Below are 17679 nucleotides of genomic sequence, written 5' to 3' on the forward strand. Positions count from 1 at the left end.
TGATGACAAATGGGTGACAAGGGCCTATAACGCCCGGCTTAGAGCACCAGAATGGTGCACGCGTCAAACGCAGCAAAGGGGTATTTTATGGACAATCCGTCACTGTTCCAAGCAAGGTGGGCTTGGCGCCCGTTGTTTCTCTGCACGGCATTGCCCGTCGCACTACTGTGTTTCTGGTTATGGCCGTTTGGCCAGATCCTCTGCCTGACTTTCGACGAATGGCTGTTTCACCTGCTCAACCGCCCGCTGGCGGACAGTGAGACCTGGCGCTACATCTGGACCGTCGGCAGCCTGCGTCCGTTCGATATTGTCGTCGGCCTGATCCTGCTCTGCCTGCTGCTGCGTGGCAACTGGGTGTTCAGGGCCAGGCAGACGCGCCAGGCATTCTTCGGTTTCTTCGTCAGCCTGCTGCTGTTGCTGCTGGTGCGCGCGCTGTTCTCCAAGCTCGTCGCCGCCATGGGCTGGCAGCATCACAGCCCGTCGATGGTGTTCGGCGATTCGATCCTGCTCAGCGATTACTACCCGAACCTGGAAGCCCTCTGGGAACTCAAGGACCGCTCCAGCAAGAGCTTCCCCGGCGACCACGCCTCGGTGCTGCTGTTGTGGGGCATGTTCATGAGCCTGTTCAGCCGCACGCCCGGCCAGCACCTGCTGATCTGGACCCTGGCGGTGCTGTTCATGCTGCCGCGCCTGGTCGCCGGCGCCCACTGGGGCCAGGACGACTATATCGGCGGCTTGGCCATGGCCATACTGGCCCTGGGCTGGAGCGTCTACACACCGTTCGCGGCGCACCTCAGCCGCGCCTTGCTGCGCCTGACCGCACCGCTGTTCGAGCGGCTCGCGCGGCTGCCGCTGCTGGGCCGCCTGAACGTGCTAGGTGCCAGCTAACCAGCATTATCGTGGAGCTGGTGCAACTGGCGCCGCTGTTTCTTGGTCGGCCGGCCGTCGGTGGTCACGCCCAGCGCGCCGGCCTTGCGCAGCGCCGCCGCCTGTTCGCGGCGGACAATGCTCTGCGCCGTCTCCTCATAAAGTGCCTGGGCCTCGGGGGCGCCTCGGCGGACCACCGACAGCGCCTTGACCACCACGGTGCGCTCGTCGAAACCGGTACGCAACACGAACTCGTCGCCCACCCGCGGCTCCTTGCCGGGCTTGCAGCGCTCGCCCCGGCAATGCACCTTGCCACTCTCGATGGCGGTCTTGGCCAGGGCCCGGGTCTTGTAGAAGCGCGCGGCCCAGAGCCACTTGTCCAGACGTACCTTGTCGTCGTCTTCCGGCTTTTGTGCCATAGCATTTCCCCCTGTCATATCTTTCACGGAACTGTACTACCGTAACTGGCGGATGCAAAAAGTACGCGGCGTGCTTACAGTTCACCGACTTTTTCGCAGGTTGTGCATTTTGAAGACATTTGACCATCTGACTGTGATCGGCCTGCGCGAGTGGGTGGCCCTGCCCGACCTCGGCGTGGCCGGCCTGCGCGCCAAGATCGACACCGGCGCCAGCACGTCCAGCCTGCATGCCACCGAGGTCGAAGTGTTCGAGCGCGATGGCGCGCAATGGGTACGTTTCAATGCGCACCTGGGCTCGCGGGTACAACTGCGACACCGGCGCTGCGAAGCGCCACTGGTCACCCAGAAAACCATCAAGAGCTCCAACGGCCACGCCCAGATCCGCTACGTCATCCGCACGCCCTTGGCGTTGGGTGACCGGGTCTGGCAAGTCGAATTCACCCTGGCCTGCCGCAAGGCCATGCGCTACCGCCTGCTGCTCGGTTCCAAGGCGCTGGTGCATGGCCAACTGGTGGTCAACCCCGGTCTCAAATACGTTCAGGACAAGCCGGCATTCCCGGCCACCATTACCCCTTCAACAGGTGTTGCATGAAGATCGCTGTGCTGTCGCGGAACCCGCGTCTGTATTCCACTCGTCGTCTGGTCGAAGCCGGAACGCAACGAGGCCATGAAATGGTGGTGATCGACACCCTGCGCGCCTACATGAACATTGCCAGCCACAAGCCGCAGATCCACTACCGCGGCAAGCCGCTGGAAGGGTTCGACGCGGTGATCCCGCGGATCGGCGCGTCGGTCACGTTCTATGGCTGTGCCGTGTTGCGCCAGTTCGAAATGATGGGTGTATTCCCGCTCAACGAGTCGGTCGCCATTGCCCGCTCGCGGGACAAGCTGCGCTCGCTGCAATTGCTCTCGCGGCGCGGCATCGGCCTGCCGGTGACCGGCTTTGCCCACTCCCCGGACGACATTCCCGACCTGATCCAGATGGTCAACGGCGCGCCGCTGGTGATCAAGGTGCTCGAAGGCACCCAGGGCATCGGCGTGGTGCTGTGCGAAACCACCAAGGCCGCCGAGTCGGTGATCGAGGCGTTCATGGGCCTGAAGCAGAACATCATGGTTCAGGAGTACATCAAGGAGGCCGGCGGCGCCGATATCCGCTGCTTCGTGGTCGGCGACAAGGTCATCGCCTCGATGAAGCGCCAGGCCAAGCCCGGCGAGTTCCGCTCCAACCTGCACCGGGGTGGCACCGCCAGCCTGATCAAAGTCACCCCGGAGGAGCGCATGACCGCCATCCGCGCGGCCAAGGTCATGGGCCTGAGCGTTGCCGGAGTCGATATCCTGCGCTCCAATCACGGCCCACTGGTGATGGAGGTGAACTCCTCGCCGGGCCTGGAAGGCATCGAAGTCACCACCGGCAAGGACGTTGCCGGAATGATCATCGAGCACCTGGAGAAGAACGGCGGGCCAAACCTGACCCGTACCAAGGGCAAAGGCTGATTACACTGCGCCGCGCGGCAGCAGCAGGCCCAACGGCAGGCGCACGCGCGCCTCGATGCCACCGCCGGAGCGGTTGCGCAGCTCGACGTTGCCGCCGTGCTGGGCAGCGATCCGCTTGACGATCGCCAGCCCCAGCCCGGTGCCCTTGCCGCTGCGCGCGCGGTCGCCGCGAATAAACGGGTTGAAGATGGCTTCAAGCTCGGCCGGGTCGATGCCGGCCCCCCGGTCGAGTACGCTCAGCACCACGTAGGGCGCGCCGCTGTCGCCCGACACGTAGGCCGCCACTTCCACGCCCTTGCCGGCGTGATACAAGGCATTGCCGATCAGGTTGTTGAGCAGCCGCTTGAGCGACACCCGGCGCAGCGGGAACGGCGGGATCGGCTCCAGACACAGGCGTACACGCTCCTCCGGCTGGTTGAACGGCGCCACCACTTCACGCACCAGATCGCTGAGGTCGACGTCCTCGACCGGCTCGTCGCGGCCATCGCGAATGAATGCCAGGAACTGGTCGAGGATCGCGTCCATGTCTTCGATGTCGCGCACCATGTCGTCGGTCAGGTCGCTGTCATTGGCCAACAGCGACAGCGACAGGCGCAGGCGCGTCAGCGGTGTGCGCAGGTCATGCGAAACCCCCGCCAGCATCAGCTCGCGCTCGCGCCCGGCCTGCTCGACGTCTTCGGCCATCTGGTTGAAGGCGCGGTACACCTCGGTCATCTCGCTGGGGGTGTCGCTGATCGGCAGGCGCACACTGCGGCCCTGGCCAAGTTGCCGTGCCGCGAACACCAGGCGCTTGAGCGGCTGGTTGAGCTGCCGCACGAACATCCACGCCGAGGCCGTCGACAACAGGCCGATGCCGAGGAACCAGCCGAGCACGCTCCAGATCTTCTGCCCGCGCAGCGGGTGCGGATACAACGGCACTTTCAGCCAGCCGGCGCCCAGGCTCGGCGCGCGCACCCACAGCGCCGGCGGCGAATGGATGCGCAAACGCACTTCGGTGTCGTCGCCCAGTTCGGCCTGCATCTGCCGCTGATAGATCTCGCTGTAGGGCCAATGCTGCTCGCCTTCCGGCACGCCGCTGCCGACCACCCGGATCAGCCCGGCGGCTTCGGCGATCTTCTCCCGGTTCGACTCGTCGGCCGCCCAGTAGGCGCGCAGGGTCAGCGCCACCCCATGGCTGTATTGGCGGTCGACCAGCACGTCTTCGTTCATCAGCAGATACACCAGGGTCAGTGCCTTGGAGAACAGGACGACGATCAGCACCAGCCAGAGGGTGCGGGCGAAGAAGCTCTGGGGAAACCAAAGGGGCGTTTTCATGGACAGCGACTACACACTTTGCAGGCACGAGCGTGGCTCGCGGGCCTTGTAGAATTCGGCACACGCAAAAACAGGGCAACCCCGTGGGCGGCCCTGTGATTGGAGACCTGTTTCTACAAACGAAACATCACTTGCTGGTGCTACCGTCCGGCACGAACACATAGCCAACGCCCCATACCGTCTGGATATAGCGCGGTTTCGACGCATCCGGTTCGATCATCCGGCGCAGTCGGGAAATCTGTACGTCGATGGAGCGCTCCAGCGCATCCCACTCGCGGCCACGGGCCAGGTTCATCAGCTTGTCACGGGTCAGCGGCTCGCGGGCGTGCATGACCAGGGCCTTGAGTACGGCGAACTCGCCGGTGGTGAGCATGTGTACTTCGTCGCCACGCTTCAGTTCGCGGGTGGCCAACGACAGCTGGTATTCGCCAAAGGTAACGGTTTCGTCTTCGCTGCCTGGGGCGCCCGGTACGCTCGGCGACTGCCGACGCAGGACAGCCTTGACTCGCGCAACCAGCTCGTCGGGGTTGAACGGCTTGGCCAGATAATCGTCGGCGCCCAGTTCCAGGCCCTTGATACGGCTGAGCTCGTCGCCCTTGGCGGTGAGCATGATGATCGGGATCTGGTTGTTCGCCGCGCGCAGGCGGCGGCAGGCGGACAGGCCGTCTTCGCCAGGCAACATCAGGTCGAGCACCACCAGGTTGAAGACTTCACGGGCCAGCAGGCGGTCCATCTGTTCGACATTCGGTACTGCGCGGGCACGGAAGCCCTTGCTGGTAAAGAAACGTTCCAGCAGGCTGCTCAGGCCCGGGTCATCGTCGACGATGAGAATTTTTTCGCCTTCGGCAGTTTGTGCAGTGCTGCTCATGGATAACTCCTCTGATCTCGGCGCGCATTATGGCTTAGCTGCCATTTGAGCGGGCCGTGTGCATTGTTAGCAGATTTTTCCCCGGGCGCCATCCATGCCGCCAGCACAGCTGGCCAGGCGCTATCACCGCAAGCGGCGCACGCTGGGTATAATGCGCCGCTTTGATTCAGTGTCGCCCTGCCCTTGCGCGCCCTGCAGCGCCTCTACGGCGGCCTTCGCACTCACAATTTGTCAGGTGGTTTTATGGACAGCATCAACAGCCGCATCGCCGAGGAACTCGGCGTCCGCCCGCAACAGGTCGAAGCGGCCGTGGCGCTACTTGATGAAGGCTCCACGGTGCCTTTTATCGCCCGTTACCGAAAAGAAGTGACCGGCAGCCTGGACGACACCCAGCTGCGCCACCTGGAAGAACGCCTGCGCTACCTGCGCGAACTCGACGAGCGCCGCGTGAGCATCCTGGCGAGCATCGAGGAGCAGGGCAAACTGACCCCGGAGCTGGCCCGCGAGATCAAGCTGGCCGACACCAAGACCCGTCTCGAAGACCTCTACCTGCCGTACAAGCAGAAGCGCCGCACCAAGGGCCAGATCGCCCTCGAAGCCGGCCTCGGCGAGCTGGCCGACAGCCTGTTCAACGACCCGCAACTGACCCCGGAAACCGAAGCGGCACGCTTCGTTGATGCGGAAAAAGGCGTGGCCGACGTCAAGGCGGCGCTCGAAGGCGCCAAGTACATCCTCATGGAGCGCTTCGCCGAGGACGCCAGCCTGCTCGACAAGCTGCGCAGCTTCCTCAAGCAGGAAGCCGTGCTCAGCGCCCGCCTGGTGGCCGGCAAGGAGGAGGAAGGGGCCAAGTTCCGCGACTACTTCGAACACGACGAAGTGCTGAAAAGCGTGCCGTCGCACCGTGCCCTGGCGATTTTCCGCGGGCGTAACGAAGGCGTGCTGTCGGCCACCCTGAAAGTCGGCGAAGAACTGCCGGGCACCCTGCACCCCTGCGAGCTGATGATCGGCGAGCACTTCGGCCTGGCCAACCGCAACCGCCCGGCCGACAAGTGGCTCGGCGAAGTGGTGCGCTGGACCTGGAAGGTCAAGCTCTACAGCCACCTGGAAACCGACCTGTTCGGCGAGCTGCGCGACAACGCCGAAGGCGAAGCGATCAACGTCTTCGCCCACAACCTGCACGACCTGCTGCTGGCCGCCCCGGCCGGCCCGCGGGCGACCCTGGGCCTCGACCCGGGCCTGCGCACCGGCTGCAAGGTGGCGGTGGTGGATGCCACCGGCAAGCTGCTGGACACCGCTACGGTCTACCCGCACGTGCCGAAAAACCAGTGGGACCAGACCATCGCCGTGCTCGCCGCGCTGTGCGCCAAGCACTCGGTCGAGCTGATCGCCATCGGCAACGGCACCGCCAGCCGCGAAACCGACAAGCTCGCAGCCGAACTGATCAAAAAATACCCAGCCCTGAAGATGACCAAAATCATGGTCTCCGAGGCCGGCGCTTCGGTGTATTCGGCGTCCGAGCTGGCCGCCCGCGAATTCCCCGACCTCGACGTGTCGATCCGTGGCGCGGTGTCCATCGCCCGCCGCCTGCAGGACCCATTGGCCGAATTGGTGAAGATCGACCCGAAATCCATCGGCGTCGGCCAGTACCAGCACGACGTGTCCCAGCTCAAGCTGGCACGCGGCCTCGACGCCGTGGTCGAGGACTGCGTGAACGCCGTCGGCGTTGACGTCAACACCGCCTCGGTGGCGCTGCTGGCGCGCATCTCCGGCCTGAACAGCACCCTGGCGCAGAACATCGTGGCCCACCGCGACGCCAACGGCGCGTTCAAGACCCGCGCGGCGCTGAAGAAAGTCAGCCGCCTGGGCGAGAAAACCTTCGAACAAGCCGCCGGCTTCCTGCGCGTAATGAACGGCGACAACCCGCTGGACGCTTCGGCAGTGCACCCGGAAGCCTACCCGCTGGTGCAGCGCATCGCCGCCGATACCGGCCGCGATATCCGCTCGCTGATCGGCGACAGTGGCTTCCTCAAGCGCCTGGACCCGAAAAAGTTCACCGACGAGACCTTCGGCCTGCCGACCGTCACCGACATCCTCCAGGAACTCGACAAGCCGGGCCGCGACCCACGTCCCGAGTTCAAGACCGCCGAGTTCCAGGAAGGCGTCGAAGACCTCAAGGACCTGCAATTGGGGATGATCCTCGAAGGCGTAGTCACCAACGTCACCAACTTCGGTGCCTTCGTCGACATCGGCGTGCACCAGGACGGCCTGGTGCACATCTCGGCGCTGTCCGAGAAGTTCATCAAGGACCCGCGCGAAGCGGTCAAGGCCGGCGACGTGGTCAAGGTCAAGGTCATGGAAGTCGACATTCCGCGCAAACGCGTCGGCCTGTCGATGCGCATGGGCGACACCCCGGGCGAGAAGATCGACGGCGCCCGTGGCAGCCGCCCAGGCTCGGCGCCACGTCAGCAGCCGAGCCAGCCGGCCCGCGCCAAGGAAACCGCAGCGCCGAGCAACAACGCCATGGCGGCGCTGTTCGCCAACGCCAAGCAATTGAAGAAGAAGTGATGGCGGTGCCCGAGGGTTTTGCCCAAAGCGCTTTCAGCGAGCTGCTCGGCTGCCGTCTGCAACGCCTTGAAGAAGGCGTTGCCGAGGTGAGCCTGGCGCTCGCCCCGCACCTGCGCAACCGCGGCAACATGCTCCACGGCGGGGCGATCTTCAGCCTGGTCGACACCGCCATGGGCCTGGCCTGTTCCAGCGCCCACGGCTTCGACCGGCACAGCGTGACGGTGGAATGCAAGATCAACTACCTGCGCCCGGTCAGCGACGGCGAAGTGCTGTGCATCGCCCGCGTGCTGCAGGCCGGGCGGCGCATCCTGGTGGTCGAGGCTGACGTGTTGCAGGGCGACAAGCTGATGGCCAAAGCGCAAGGCACCTTCGCCGCGCTCTAGCCGCAAACGCCTATTGTGCGGTACTTTCGGCAGTGCGCGGGCACTGCCGGAACCCTGCGAAAACCAGGCGACAACGCCAGTTCCTCTGTCCACCCTTGTAGACCGTCACCTCTACCCCCATATTGGGGCGACTGACGCGTGAAGGAATCCATCTTGAGCGAACTTCTCAACCGCCGCCTGAGCCTGCTCGGCGAAGGCGACAACCTCTCCCTGCTCAAGCAGTGCCTGCACGGCATCGAGCGTGAATGCCTGCGCGTGACCGCCGACGGCCGCCTGGCCCAGACCCCGCATCCCGAGGCTCTCGGTGCAGCGTTGACCCATGAGCAGATCACCACCGACTATTCCGAGTCGCTGCTGGAGTTCATCACGCCGGCCCTGGCCGACCCTGCGAAGACCCTCGAAAGCCTGGAAAGCATCCATCGCTTCGCCTACACCAAACTGGGCGAGGAGTTCCTCTGGAGCCCTTCGATGCCCTGCCCGCTACCGGCCGAGGAAGACATCCCGATCGCCTGGTATGGCAGCTCCAACATCGGTCAGCTCAAGTACGTCTACCGCAAGGGCCTGGCCCTGCGTTACGGCCGCACCATGCAGTGCATCGCCGGGATTCACTACAACTTCTCGCTGCCGGAACAGCTCTGGCCGCTGCTGCGCCAGGCCGAAGGCCAGGCCGGTGTCGACGAGCGCGAGTATCAGTCGTCGGCCTATATCGCTCTGATTCGCAACTTCCGCCGCTACAGCTGGCTGCTGATGTACCTGTTCGGCGCCTCGCCGGCGCTCGATGCCGGCTTCCTCCGCGGCCGTCCGCACCAGCTCGAACCGTTCGACGCCGACACCCTGTACCTGCCGTACGCCACCAGCCTGCGCATGAGCGACCTGGGTTACCAGAGCAACGCCCAGGCCGGCCTGACGCCGTGCTACAACGACCTCGCCAGCTACACCGACAGCCTGCGCAAGGCGGTGGCCACACCGTATCCACCGTATGTCGAGATCGGCACGCACCAGGACGGCGAATGGGTACAACTGAACACCAACATCCTGCAGATCGAAAACGAGTACTACTCGAATATCCGCCCCAAGCGCGTCACCTACTCCGGCGAGCGGCCGATCCAGGCCCTGGTTGCCCGTGGCATCCAGTACGTCGAAGTGCGTTGCCTGGACATCAACCCGTTCCTGCCGACCGGCATCGACCTGCCGCAGGCGCGTTTCCTCGATGCGTTCCTGCTGTTCTGCGCACTGGAAGAAAGCCCGCTGCTGGAAAACGGCGAATGCGGCCAATGCACCAGCAACTTCCTCAGCGTAGTCAAGGAAGGTCGGCGCCCGAATCTGCAACTGAGCCGCGGCGGTCAACCGATCACCCTGACGCAGTGGGCTGACGAGTTGCTTGAGCGCATCGCGCCACTGGCAGCAGTGCTCGACCGCAGCCTGGGTGGCGACGAACACGCCAAGGCCCTGGCCATGCAGAAGGCCAAGGTCAAAGAGCCAGCGCTGACACCGTCGGCGCAGGTACTCGACAGCATGCGCGCGCACCAGGAAAGCTTCAGCCGCTTCGCCCTGCGGCAGAGCCAGGCACATGCCGAGTTCTTCCGTGGCGAGGCGCTGAGCAGTGCCGAGCAGCAGCACTTCGAGGCGTTGGCACAGGCGTCGCTGGAAGCCCAGGCAACGCTGGAGCGGGAAGAACATCCGGTCGATTTCGATCTGTTTGTCAGCGCCTACCAGGCGAGCATTCTGGCGATCAGCAACTGACATGACGCGCACCGCCACACCGCGCAAACCGCGCGCGCGCAGCCAGGCACGGATCGACTCGATCCTCGACGCCGCGCGCACCTTGCTGGCCCGCGAAGGCGTGGCCTGCCTGTCGATCTACAGCGTCGCCGAGCGGGCGCAGATCCCGCCGTCGTCGGTGTATCACTTCTTCGCCAGCGTCCCGGCCTTGCTCGAAGCCCTGACGGCGGACGTGCACAGGGCGTTTCGCGCTTGCCTGCAGGCGCCGATCGACCCGGGCAACCTGCACAGCTGGCGGGATCTGTCGCGGCTGGTCGAGCAGCGCATGTTGAGCATCTACAATGGCGATGCGGCGGCGCGGCAGCTGATTCTGGCGCAGCACGGCTTAAGCGAAGTGGTGCAGGCCGACCGGCAGCACGATCTGGAGCTGGGGGCGCTGATGCAGGCGTTGTTCGACCAGCACTTCCAGTTGCCGGTGCTGCCTGATGATGTCGACGTGTTTGCCCTGGCGATGGAGCTGGGCGACCGGGTGTATGCGCGCTCGGTGCAACTGCACGGGCAGATCACGCCGCGCATGGCCGAGGAAGGCATGCGGGTATTCGATGCCTATCTGGGACTGTATTTGCCGCCGTTTCTGGCCCGCCGTTGAGGCCCAATCGCGGGACGAGTCGTCCCGCGATAGCCGCACCGCAATTCAGAGCTTGGCAATCGACACTTCAGTCGATTTCACGAACGCAATCACTTCGCTGCCGATGGTCAGCTCCAGCTCTTTAACCGAGCGGGTGGTGATCACCGAGGTGACGATTCCCGACGCCGTCTGCACGTCGATTTCCGACAGCACCGGGCCTTCCAGGATTTCTTTCACAGTGCCTTTGAACTGGTTACGCACGTTGATCGCTTTGATGGTCATCTTCAAGGTCCTTTCTAGGTAGAGGTCAATGCGCCCAACGCAGTTGCGTGGGCAAAGGTGCTACGGGTTCGGGCTCGGGCGGCGTGCCCGGTACCGACAGAACGCGGTTCAATACGTCGGTTTCCAGCGCCGCCAGACGATGCGAGCCACGCGCCCGTGGCCGCGCCAGGTCGACGCTCAGGTCCAGGCCCACCGCGCCGTCCTCGATCAGGATCACCCGATCCGCCACCGCCACCGCCTCGGCCACGTCGTGGGTCACCAGCAACACGGTGAAACCATGCTGACGCCAGAGGCGCTCGATCAACTGCTGCATCTCGATCCGCGTCAGCGCATCCAGCGCCCCCAACGGCTCGTCCAGCAGCAACAGGCGCGGCTGGTGAATCAGCGCACGGGCCAACGCCACCCGCTGCTTCTGCCCGCCCGACAGCGACGCCGGCCACTCATTGGCGCGATCGGCCAGGCCGACCGCTTCCAGGGCTTCCAGTGCCCGTGGCCGCCAGTTACCGGCGAGCCCCAAGCCGACGTTGTCGATCACCCGCTTCCAGGGCAGCAAGCGCGCTTCCTGGAACATCAGCCGGGTGTCTTCGCGGGCCTCGCTCAACGGCGCCGAGCCGGCCAGCAGATCGCCGCCGCTCGGCACGTCAAGCCCGGCCAGCAGGCGCAGCAAGGTGCTCTTGCCACAGCCGCTGCGGCCAACGATGGCGACGAATTGCCCGGCCGGAATATGCAAGTCGATATCCCGCAGCACCTGGCGCTGGCCAAAGGTTTTCTGCACGTTGCGCACGGCCAGCGGAATCCCGCGCAGCAGCCGTGGCGGTGATTCTTTAAGGATGCTCATGCGCTGTCTCCCTTGGCCGTTTGATACGCCGGGTGCCAGCGCAGCCAGACACGCTCCAGGCCACGGGCGGCAAGGTCGGCGAGCTTGCCAAGCACCGCGTAGAGCACAATGGCCAGGACCACCACGTCGGTCTGCAGGAACTCGCGGGCATTCATCGCCAGGTAACCGATACCGGCGTTGGCCGAGATGGTTTCGGCAACGATCAGGGTCAGCCACATGAAGCCCAGGGCAAAGCGCACACCGACCAGGATCGACGGCAAGGCACCCGGCAGGATCACCTGACGGAACAGCGCGAAACCGCTGAGGCCATAGCTGCGGGCCATCTCCACCAGCGCCGGGTCGACGTTGCGAATACCGTGGTAAGTGTTCAGGTAGATCGGGAACAAGGTGCCCAGGGCCACCAGGAAAATCTTCGCCGACTCGTCGATGCCGAACCACAGGATCACCAGCGGAATCAGCGCCAGGTGCGGTACGTTGCGAATCATCTGCACCGAGCTGTCGAGCAGGCGCTCGCCCCATTTCGACAGGCCGGTGATAAAGCCCAGCGCCAGGCCGATGCTGCCACCAATGACGAAGCCCAGGCCGGCACGCCAGCCGCTGATGGCCAGGTGAGTCCAGATTTCGCCGCTGCGCACCAGCTCGATACCGGCGCTGAGCACCGCGCTCGGCGCCGGCAGGATGCGTGTCGACAGCCAGCCGGCGCTGACGGCCAGTTGCCAGATGGCCAGCAGCAGCACCGGCAGGGCCCAGGGCGCGAGGCGCTGGCGCCAGGGGGTTGAGGGAGGATGACTCATGACCTGGCCCTCAGCGCTGTGCAGCGGATTTGGGCAGGATATCGTTGGCGACCATTTCGCCGAACGGGCTCACGTAGCCACTGCTTTTCGGCGCTTCCGGGCGCTGGATGTCGAGGTGCGGGAACAGCAGCTCGGCCACCCGATACGACTCTTCCAGGTGTGGATAACCGGAGAAGATAAAGGTGTCGATGCCCAGCGCCGCGTACTCCTTGACCCGTGCCGCCACGGTCGGCCCATCGCCGACCAGTGCCGTACCGGCACCGCCACGCACCAGGCCGACGCCGGCCCAGAGGTTGGGGCTGACTTCAAGGTTGTCGCGGCTACCGCCATGCAGCGCAGCCATGCGTTGCTGGCCAACCGAGTCGAAGCGCGCCAGCGAGGCCTGGGCACGGGCAATGGTGTCGTCGTCCAGGTGCGAGATCAGGCGCTCGGCGGCGTGCCAGGCTTCTTCGTTGGTTTCCCGCACGATCACGTGCAGGCGGATGCCAAAGCGCACGCTGCGCCCCAGCTTGGCGGCCTTGGCGCGGACTTCCTCGATTTTTTCGGCGACGGCGGCTGGCGGCTCGCCCCAGGTCAGGTACAGCTCGACCTGCTCGGCGGCAAGGTCTTGCGCGGCTGCCGACGAGCCCCCGAAGTACAGCGGCGGCCGCGGTTGCTGCACGGGTGGGTAGAGCAGCTTGGCGCCTTTGACCTGGATGTGCTGGCCATCGTAGTCGACGGTTTCGCCTTCCAGCACCCGGCGCCAGATGCGGGTGAACTCCACCGACGCCTGGTACCGCTCTTCATGACTGAGGAACAGCCCGTCGCCGGCCAGCTCCTCCGGGTCGCCACCGGTCACCAGGTTGAACAGTGCGCGGCCGTTGGACAGCCGATCGAGGGTAGCCGCCTGGCGCGCGGCAACGGTGGGCGAGATGATCCCTGGCCGCAGCGCGACAAGGAACTTCAGGCGCTGGGTCACCGGGATCAGCGACGCCGCCACCAGCCAGGAATCCTCGCAGGAACGCCCGGTCGGGATCAGCACGCCGCCAAAACCGAGCCGATCCGCGGCCTGGGCAATCTGCTGCAGGTAGCCATGATCGACGGCGCGGGCGCCATCGGCGGTGCCAAGGTAATGGCCGTCGCCATGGGTCGGAAGAAACCAGAAAACGTTGAGGCTCATTGGAGTTGTCTCCTAAGGGTGGCGCAAACCGGGACGGCGCCCCGGTGCGGACAAAGCGTCAGGGGGCGGTGGCGACCTTGGCCGCTGGCGTCCAGATCACATCCTTGATGCTCAGGGGCTTGGGAATCAGTTTCAGGGTGTAGAAGGTGTCGGCAATCTTCTGCTGCGCGCTGACCACCTCTGGGCTGATGAAGTGCGCGCCATAGCCCTGGCGCTTGACCGAGGTCAGGGTGATATCGGCCGGCAGGCCGAGCAGCGGTGCGACCTGATCGGTGACTTCCTGCGGGTTGGCCTGGGACCATTCGCCGACTGCACGAACCTCCTCGACCAGCGCATTGATCACCTGTGGGTGCTGCTGCGCATACGGCTTGGTGGCCAGGTAGAACTGATGGTTGTCGACGATGCCGTTGCCGTCGCGCAGGGTGCGCGCTTGCAGTTGCTGTTCGGCGGCCGCCTGGTACGGGTCCCAGATCACCCAGGCATCGACGCTGCCACGCTCGAAGGCCGCGCGGGCATCGGCGGGGGGCAGGAAGACCGGGGTGATGTCGGTGTATTGCAGGCCGGCGTCTTCCAGGGCACGTACCAGCAGGTAGTGCACGTTGGAGCCTTTGTTCAAGGCGACTTTCTTGCCTTTGAGGTCTTTCACCGAGGTGATCGGCGAGCCCTTGGGCACGAGGATCGCTTCGCTATTGGGGGCTGGCGGTTCGTAGGCGACGTAGAGCAGGTCGGCGCCGGCGGCCTGGGCGAATACCGGTGGGGTTTCGCCAGTGACGCCGAAGTCGATCGAGCCGACATTGAGGCCTTCGAGCAGTTGCGGGCCGCCGGGGAACTCGGTCCATTGCACGTCAACGCCGTGGGCGGCGAGACGTTTTTCCAGGGTGCCCTTCGCTTTGAGCAGCACCAGGGTGCCGTATTTCTGATAACCGATACGCAGGGTTTCGGCTTGAGCTTGAGTAATGGCGCCGAAGGACACAGCCGCAGCAAACAGAGCGACCAGACCGCGACGCAAAACGACAGTGCGCATAGCGCTCTCCTTTTTGCAGTGGGGGTTCAGGCTGCACCTGCTTGCCCGTTGGCGGGCGAGTAAGGTGGGGTGTTGCGATGGATCGGTTAGCCTGCCTCAGATGCTCCAGCGAGCACTGAGCAGACGTTCGTTGAGCAGCCCAGGGGCGACCGGTTTCGGTCGCCGGGCCAGGGCACTGTGAAACAGTTCCAGCGATTCGCTCAGGCGTTGCTCCAGCGCCGGCGCCAGTTGCGCGGCGGCGCTGCCTTCGCCGTAGGCGATCTGGCTGTCGTCGGCGAAGATCCCTTGTAAGGTCTCCTGGGCCTTCAACGCCGAGAGCACCGGCTTGAGTGCGTAATCCACGGCGAGCATGTGGGCGATGCTGCCACCGGTGGCGATGGGCAGGACCACTTTGTGCTCCAGGGCGCGTTCGGGCAGCAGGTCGAGCAAGGTTTTCAGGGCACCGGCAAAGGAGGCTTTGTAGACCGGGGTGGCCACTACCAGGCCATCGGCCTGTTCTACCAGTTGCAGGAAGTGCTGGACTTGCGGGCTGTCGAAGCGGGCGTGGAGCAGGTCATCGGCCGGGAAGTCACGAACCTGAAAGGTCACCACTTCGACGCCGTGGCGTTGCAGCCAGAGGCGGGAACGGTCGAGCAACACGCCGGAGCGCGAGCGCAGACTGGGACTACCGCCGAGAGAAACAACCAGCATTGAAGCGCTTCCTTGATCGGGTTCTAGAGGGCTGCGAGGTGGGTAGCTCGCTGGAATAAAGTGACATTAACAGGTGACGACATATATCCATAAATCATATTTTTTCATTTGTTTATACGATTTTTAACTATGCGGTTTTGGGGCTAGTGGGGGCCGGCAGAGCCGCTATCTGGGATGGATATGTCCACAAAACCAACAGCCAAAAAATCAAAAGCAGCGCTGGCAGGGCCAACACAGCAGGCGCACCTACCCTGCTGCTCCCATCCACCCAGGCAAAAAAAAGGGCCGTCGAAACGGCCCGAAAATCCCTGCTATGGCTAACCCTCAACGATTCGGCTGTGGCGTCAACCGCAGGTAGGGCTTGACCGCCCGATACCCCTTGGGAAAACGCCGCTTGATCTCTTCCTCATCCTTCAGCGAAGGCACAATCACCACCTCATCCCCGTCCTGCCAGTTGGCCGGGGTCGCCACCTTGTGGTTATCGGTCAGTTGCAGCGAATCAATCACCCGCAAAATCTCGTGGAAGTTGCGCCCGGTGCTCGCCGGATAGGTAATGGTCAACCGAATCTTCTTGTTCGGATCGATCACGAACAAGGAACGCACGGTCAGCGTGTCGTTGGCATTCGGATGAATCAGGTCATACAGGTCCGACACCTTGCGATCGGCATCTGCCAGGATCGGGAAATTAACCGTAGTGTTTTGGGTCTCGTTGATGTCATCGATCCAGCGATGGTGCGAATCCACCGGGTCTACCGACAGCGCGATGGCCTTGACCCCACGCTCGGCGAACTGCGCCTTGAGCTTGGCAGTGAAACCCAGCTCGGTGGTGCACACCGGGGTGAAGTCGGCCGGATGCGAGAACAACACACCCCAGCTGTCGCCCAGCCATTCGTGGAAGCGAATCTTCCCGGCACTGGAATCCTGTTCGAAATCGGGGGCGATATCGCCCAGTCTGAGGCTCATGCTGCGGCTCCTTGCGAAGGTTCGTTGTGGCTTCACTGTGCCTGTCGCCGCGTAAAATTAAAAAGAATAAATATCGATTTATTTATAACTTTAAGACCTATTAAAACGCAGACAAAAAAAGCCCCGCACAAGGCGGGGCTCCTTTTTCAGCCAGCCTTACAGGAAGCTGTAGGTGTAGCTGAGGATCAGACGGTTCTCGTCCTGGTCACGCTGGCTCACTGCATCAGAACGCAGTGCAGCGTTACGCCAGGCCAGGCCTACGCCTTTGAAGGTACCTTCCGGTACAACGTAGCCCAGGGTGAAGTCACGCTCCCACTCGGAACGATCGCTGCCAGGTGCGTTGATATTGTCACCTTTCAGGTAGATCACGGAGGTGGTCAGACCTGGCACGCCGATGGCCGCGAAGTCATAGGCATACTGCGCCAGCCAGGTGCGCTCGCCGGCACGCTGGAACTTGCCAATCTGCACGTCGGTGATCAGGTAGCTGCTCGCGCCGTCGCCCTGGTTCAGGAACGGGAAGTCGCTGGTGCCGTTGACACGCTGGTAACCGGCGCTCAACGCATGGCCTTGCAGGCTGTAGGTGAACTTGGCGCTCCAGGTACGGTTGTCGACTTCACCGTTGTTCTGGTAACCGGAAGCACGGTAGCCGGCCAGACGACCTTCGGCACTGGCGTTCTTGCCGTCCGAATCGCTGTAGAAGTAACGCAGATCAGACTTCAGGCTACCCACTGGCAGTGCCAGGGTGTGGGTCAGGCCCAGGAAGTGCTGTTTGTAGAAGTCGTCCAGGTTGCCGTAGTAGTACTGAGCCAGCAGATCCTTGGTGATCTTGTAGTCGGCACCAGCATAGTAGAAGGCGTTGCTGCGACGGTTCGAGGTCGCGGTGGCCGGGTTGCCGTTGGAACCGGCAATGGTCAGCGACTCGTTGTTCGACGAGTTACGGCCTTTGGCGTGCTCGAGCTTACCGCCGATCAGAGTCAGGTTGTCGATTTCGTTCGAGGTGATCTGACCACCCTCGAAGGTCTGTGGCAGCAGACGACCGTCGTTGTAGGTCACGACTGGCAGTTTTGGCTGCAGGGTGCCCAGCTGGGCAACGGTTTTCGAGAACTTGACCTTGCCGGTCAGGCCCAGGCTGCCGAACTCGTCGACGGCACGACCATCGCTGTCGCTTGGGAAGACAACACCGCCCTTGCCGACGCTATCTTTGTTGTAGGCAGTGCCTTTACCCGAATCCAGGCGGAAACCGGCCAGGCCGATGGCGTCGATACCGAAACCGACGGTGCCTTGGGTGAAGCCCGAGCTGAAGTTGAAGATGAAGCCTTGGCCCCACTCTTCCTGCTTATTAGGGTTGGCAGTGCCATTACGGTTGTCTTGGTTGATGTAGAAGTTACGAGCGGTGACGCTCGCCTTGCTGTCTTCTACGAAACCGGCAGCACCCGCTTGCTGGGCCAGAACCCCCACAGCCACGGCAAGTGCCAAGGTGGACTTGTACATGTTTTGCTCCTCTACGTTCTAATTCTTGTGTGTCGCTTAAGGCGGAATCTGTCGTCCCGCTCTATGACGATTGGCGATTAGCACCAAAGCGTGACCGTCAAGTCAATCGTAACGAATCATTTCGCTACTTTGGTCTAATGCGCCGACCTTGGTGGCGAAGGATAAAGACAAATGGATA

At 63.6% G+C, this 17679-nt stretch carries 18 protein-coding genes; 7 read left to right on the forward strand and 11 right to left on the reverse strand.

The features are described 5' to 3' along the window. Nucleotides 1–87 precede the first annotated feature (87 nt). Nucleotides 88–888: a phosphatase PAP2 family protein gene (locus DCO48_RS13195; protein WP_116551052.1), complete on the forward strand. Its 801-nt coding sequence runs from the start codon at nt 88–90 to the stop codon at nt 886–888. Here the strand turns inward: DCO48_RS13195 and DCO48_RS13200 are convergent. After that, a complete protein-coding gene (locus tag DCO48_RS13200; protein ID WP_116551053.1) occupies nt 885–1286 on the reverse strand; it encodes an RNA-binding S4 domain-containing protein in 402 nt (133 codons plus the stop codon). The two genes, DCO48_RS13195 and DCO48_RS13200, sit on opposite strands and share 4 nt — an antisense overlap. A 109-nt stretch (nt 1287–1395) precedes the next feature. Between DCO48_RS13200 and DCO48_RS13205 the strand changes: the two genes are divergently transcribed. Both DCO48_RS13205 and rimK read left to right on the forward strand, forming a co-directional pair. Next, entirely contained in the window at nt 1396–1878 is a 483-nt protein-coding gene (locus DCO48_RS13205; protein ID WP_116551054.1) for an ATP-dependent zinc protease, read from the forward strand. After that, nucleotides 1875–2780 (forward strand): 30S ribosomal protein S6--L-glutamate ligase, encoded by a 906-nt coding sequence (rimK, locus tag DCO48_RS13210; RefSeq protein WP_043861622.1) that lies wholly within the window; start codon nt 1875–1877, stop codon nt 2778–2780. The genes DCO48_RS13205 and rimK overlap by 4 nt, the downstream gene beginning before the upstream one ends. On the opposite strand, the gene DCO48_RS13215 is transcribed toward rimK, so the two are convergent. After that, complete coding sequence (locus DCO48_RS13215; protein WP_116551055.1) at nt 2781–4094, reverse strand: ATP-binding protein; 1314 nt, start codon at nt 4092–4094, stop codon at nt 2781–2783. A gap of 127 nt (nt 4095–4221) precedes the next feature. After that, complete coding sequence (ompR, locus tag DCO48_RS13220) at nt 4222–4962, reverse strand: two-component system response regulator OmpR (RefSeq protein WP_116551056.1); 741 nt, start codon at nt 4960–4962, stop codon at nt 4222–4224. Nucleotides 4963–5205: 243 nt separating this feature from the next. On the opposite strand from ompR, the gene DCO48_RS13225 reads away from it, so the two are divergent. The 4 genes from DCO48_RS13225 to DCO48_RS13240 all read left to right on the forward strand — a co-directional run bounded on the left by DCO48_RS13225 (nt 5206) and on the right by DCO48_RS13240 (nt 10281). Then, complete coding sequence (locus DCO48_RS13225) at nt 5206–7527, forward strand: Tex family protein (protein WP_116551057.1); 2322 nt, start codon at nt 5206–5208, stop codon at nt 7525–7527. Continuing rightward, entirely contained in the window at nt 7527–7910 is a 384-nt protein-coding gene (locus DCO48_RS13230) for a PaaI family thioesterase (RefSeq protein WP_116551058.1), read from the forward strand. Before DCO48_RS13225 ends, DCO48_RS13230 begins: the two co-directional genes overlap by 1 nt. A 153-nt stretch (nt 7911–8063) precedes the next feature. After that, a complete protein-coding gene (gene gshA / locus DCO48_RS13235; protein ID WP_116551059.1) occupies nt 8064–9653 on the forward strand; it encodes a glutamate--cysteine ligase in 1590 nt (529 codons plus the stop codon). A 1-nt stretch (nt 9654) separates the two neighbouring features. Beyond that, entirely contained in the window at nt 9655–10281 is a 627-nt protein-coding gene (locus DCO48_RS13240) for a TetR/AcrR family transcriptional regulator (protein ID WP_116551060.1), read from the forward strand. 45 nt (nt 10282–10326) lie between these two features. Here DCO48_RS13240 and DCO48_RS13245 read toward each other — a convergent pair whose 3' ends face one another. The 8 genes from DCO48_RS13245 to DCO48_RS13280 form a co-directional block, all read right to left on the reverse strand. Beyond that, nucleotides 10327–10542 carry a molybdopterin-binding protein gene (locus DCO48_RS13245; RefSeq protein WP_009400132.1) on the reverse strand — a complete coding sequence of 72 codons (216 nt, stop codon included), beginning with the start codon at nt 10540–10542 and terminating at the stop codon, nt 10327–10329. Nucleotides 10543–10567: 25 nt separating this feature from the next. Next, nucleotides 10568–11380, reverse strand: coding sequence for an aliphatic sulfonates ABC transporter ATP-binding protein (gene ssuB, locus DCO48_RS13250; RefSeq protein ID WP_165840770.1), 813 nt, complete (start codon nt 11378–11380; stop codon nt 10568–10570). Further along, nucleotides 11377–12174, reverse strand: a complete 798-nt coding sequence (ssuC, locus tag DCO48_RS13255) for an aliphatic sulfonate ABC transporter permease SsuC (protein WP_116551061.1) — start codon at nt 12172–12174, stop codon at nt 11377–11379. Before ssuC ends, ssuB begins: the two co-directional genes overlap by 4 nt. A gap of 10 nt (nt 12175–12184) precedes the next feature. Beyond that, nucleotides 12185–13333 carry an FMNH2-dependent alkanesulfonate monooxygenase gene (ssuD, locus tag DCO48_RS13260; protein WP_116551062.1) on the reverse strand — a complete coding sequence of 383 codons (1149 nt, stop codon included), beginning with the start codon at nt 13331–13333 and terminating at the stop codon, nt 12185–12187. A gap of 58 nt (nt 13334–13391) precedes the next feature. Then, the gene (locus DCO48_RS13265) at nt 13392–14357 is read right to left on the reverse strand and encodes a sulfonate ABC transporter substrate-binding protein (RefSeq protein ID WP_116551063.1); all 966 of its coding nucleotides are present in this window, start codon (nt 14355–14357) and stop codon (nt 13392–13394) included. Between the two features lie 96 nt (nt 14358–14453). Next, nucleotides 14454–15047, reverse strand: a complete 594-nt coding sequence (gene ssuE, locus DCO48_RS13270; RefSeq protein ID WP_116551064.1) for an NADPH-dependent FMN reductase — start codon at nt 15045–15047, stop codon at nt 14454–14456. A gap of 324 nt (nt 15048–15371) precedes the next feature. Then, nucleotides 15372–16010, reverse strand: a complete 639-nt coding sequence (locus tag DCO48_RS13275) for a peroxiredoxin (protein WP_116551065.1) — start codon at nt 16008–16010, stop codon at nt 15372–15374. 156 nt (nt 16011–16166) lie between these two features. Next, nucleotides 16167–17501 carry an OprD family porin gene (locus tag DCO48_RS13280; RefSeq protein ID WP_116551066.1) on the reverse strand — a complete coding sequence of 445 codons (1335 nt, stop codon included), beginning with the start codon at nt 17499–17501 and terminating at the stop codon, nt 16167–16169. Nucleotides 17502–17679 lie beyond the last annotated feature (178 nt).

The organism is Pseudomonas sp. SDI (assembly GCF_003105155.1).
GTDB lineage: Bacteria > Pseudomonadota > Gammaproteobacteria > Pseudomonadales > Pseudomonadaceae > Aquipseudomonas.

What these genes read in the sequence shown, in the direction of transcription:
- DCO48_RS13195 (WP_116551052.1), top strand. Translation starts at nt 88, where the DNA reads ATGGACAATCCGTCACTGTTCCAAGCAAGGTGGGCTTGGCGCCCGTTG.
- DCO48_RS13200 (WP_116551053.1), bottom strand. Translation starts at nt 1,286, where the DNA reads ATGGCACAAAAGCCGGAAGACGACGACAAGGTACGTCTGGACAAGTGG.
- rimK (WP_043861622.1), top strand. Translation starts at nt 1,875, where the DNA reads ATGAAGATCGCTGTGCTGTCGCGGAACCCGCGTCTGTATTCCACTCGT.
- DCO48_RS13215 (WP_116551055.1), bottom strand. Translation starts at nt 4,094, where the DNA reads ATGAAAACGCCCCTTTGGTTTCCCCAGAGCTTCTTCGCCCGCACCCTC.
- ompR (WP_116551056.1), bottom strand. Translation starts at nt 4,962, where the DNA reads ATGAGCAGCACTGCACAAACTGCCGAAGGCGAAAAAATTCTCATCGTC.
- DCO48_RS13225 (WP_116551057.1), top strand. Translation starts at nt 5,206, where the DNA reads ATGGACAGCATCAACAGCCGCATCGCCGAGGAACTCGGCGTCCGCCCG.
- DCO48_RS13230 (WP_116551058.1), top strand. Translation starts at nt 7,527, where the DNA reads ATGGCGGTGCCCGAGGGTTTTGCCCAAAGCGCTTTCAGCGAGCTGCTC.
- DCO48_RS13240 (WP_116551060.1), top strand. Translation starts at nt 9,655, where the DNA reads ATGACGCGCACCGCCACACCGCGCAAACCGCGCGCGCGCAGCCAGGCA.
- DCO48_RS13245 (WP_009400132.1), bottom strand. Translation starts at nt 10,542, where the DNA reads ATGACCATCAAAGCGATCAACGTGCGTAACCAGTTCAAAGGCACTGTG.
- ssuB (WP_165840770.1), bottom strand. Translation starts at nt 11,380, where the DNA reads ATGAGCATCCTTAAAGAATCACCGCCACGGCTGCTGCGCGGGATTCCG.
- ssuC (WP_116551061.1), bottom strand. Translation starts at nt 12,174, where the DNA reads ATGAGTCATCCTCCCTCAACCCCCTGGCGCCAGCGCCTCGCGCCCTGG.
- ssuD (WP_116551062.1), bottom strand. Translation starts at nt 13,333, where the DNA reads ATGAGCCTCAACGTTTTCTGGTTTCTTCCGACCCATGGCGACGGCCAT.
- DCO48_RS13265 (WP_116551063.1), bottom strand. Translation starts at nt 14,357, where the DNA reads ATGCGCACTGTCGTTTTGCGTCGCGGTCTGGTCGCTCTGTTTGCTGCG.
- ssuE (WP_116551064.1), bottom strand. Translation starts at nt 15,047, where the DNA reads ATGCTGGTTGTTTCTCTCGGCGGTAGTCCCAGTCTGCGCTCGCGCTCC.
- DCO48_RS13275 (WP_116551065.1), bottom strand. Translation starts at nt 16,010, where the DNA reads ATGAGCCTCAGACTGGGCGATATCGCCCCCGATTTCGAACAGGATTCC.
- DCO48_RS13280 (WP_116551066.1), bottom strand. Translation starts at nt 17,501, where the DNA reads ATGTACAAGTCCACCTTGGCACTTGCCGTGGCTGTGGGGGTTCTGGCC.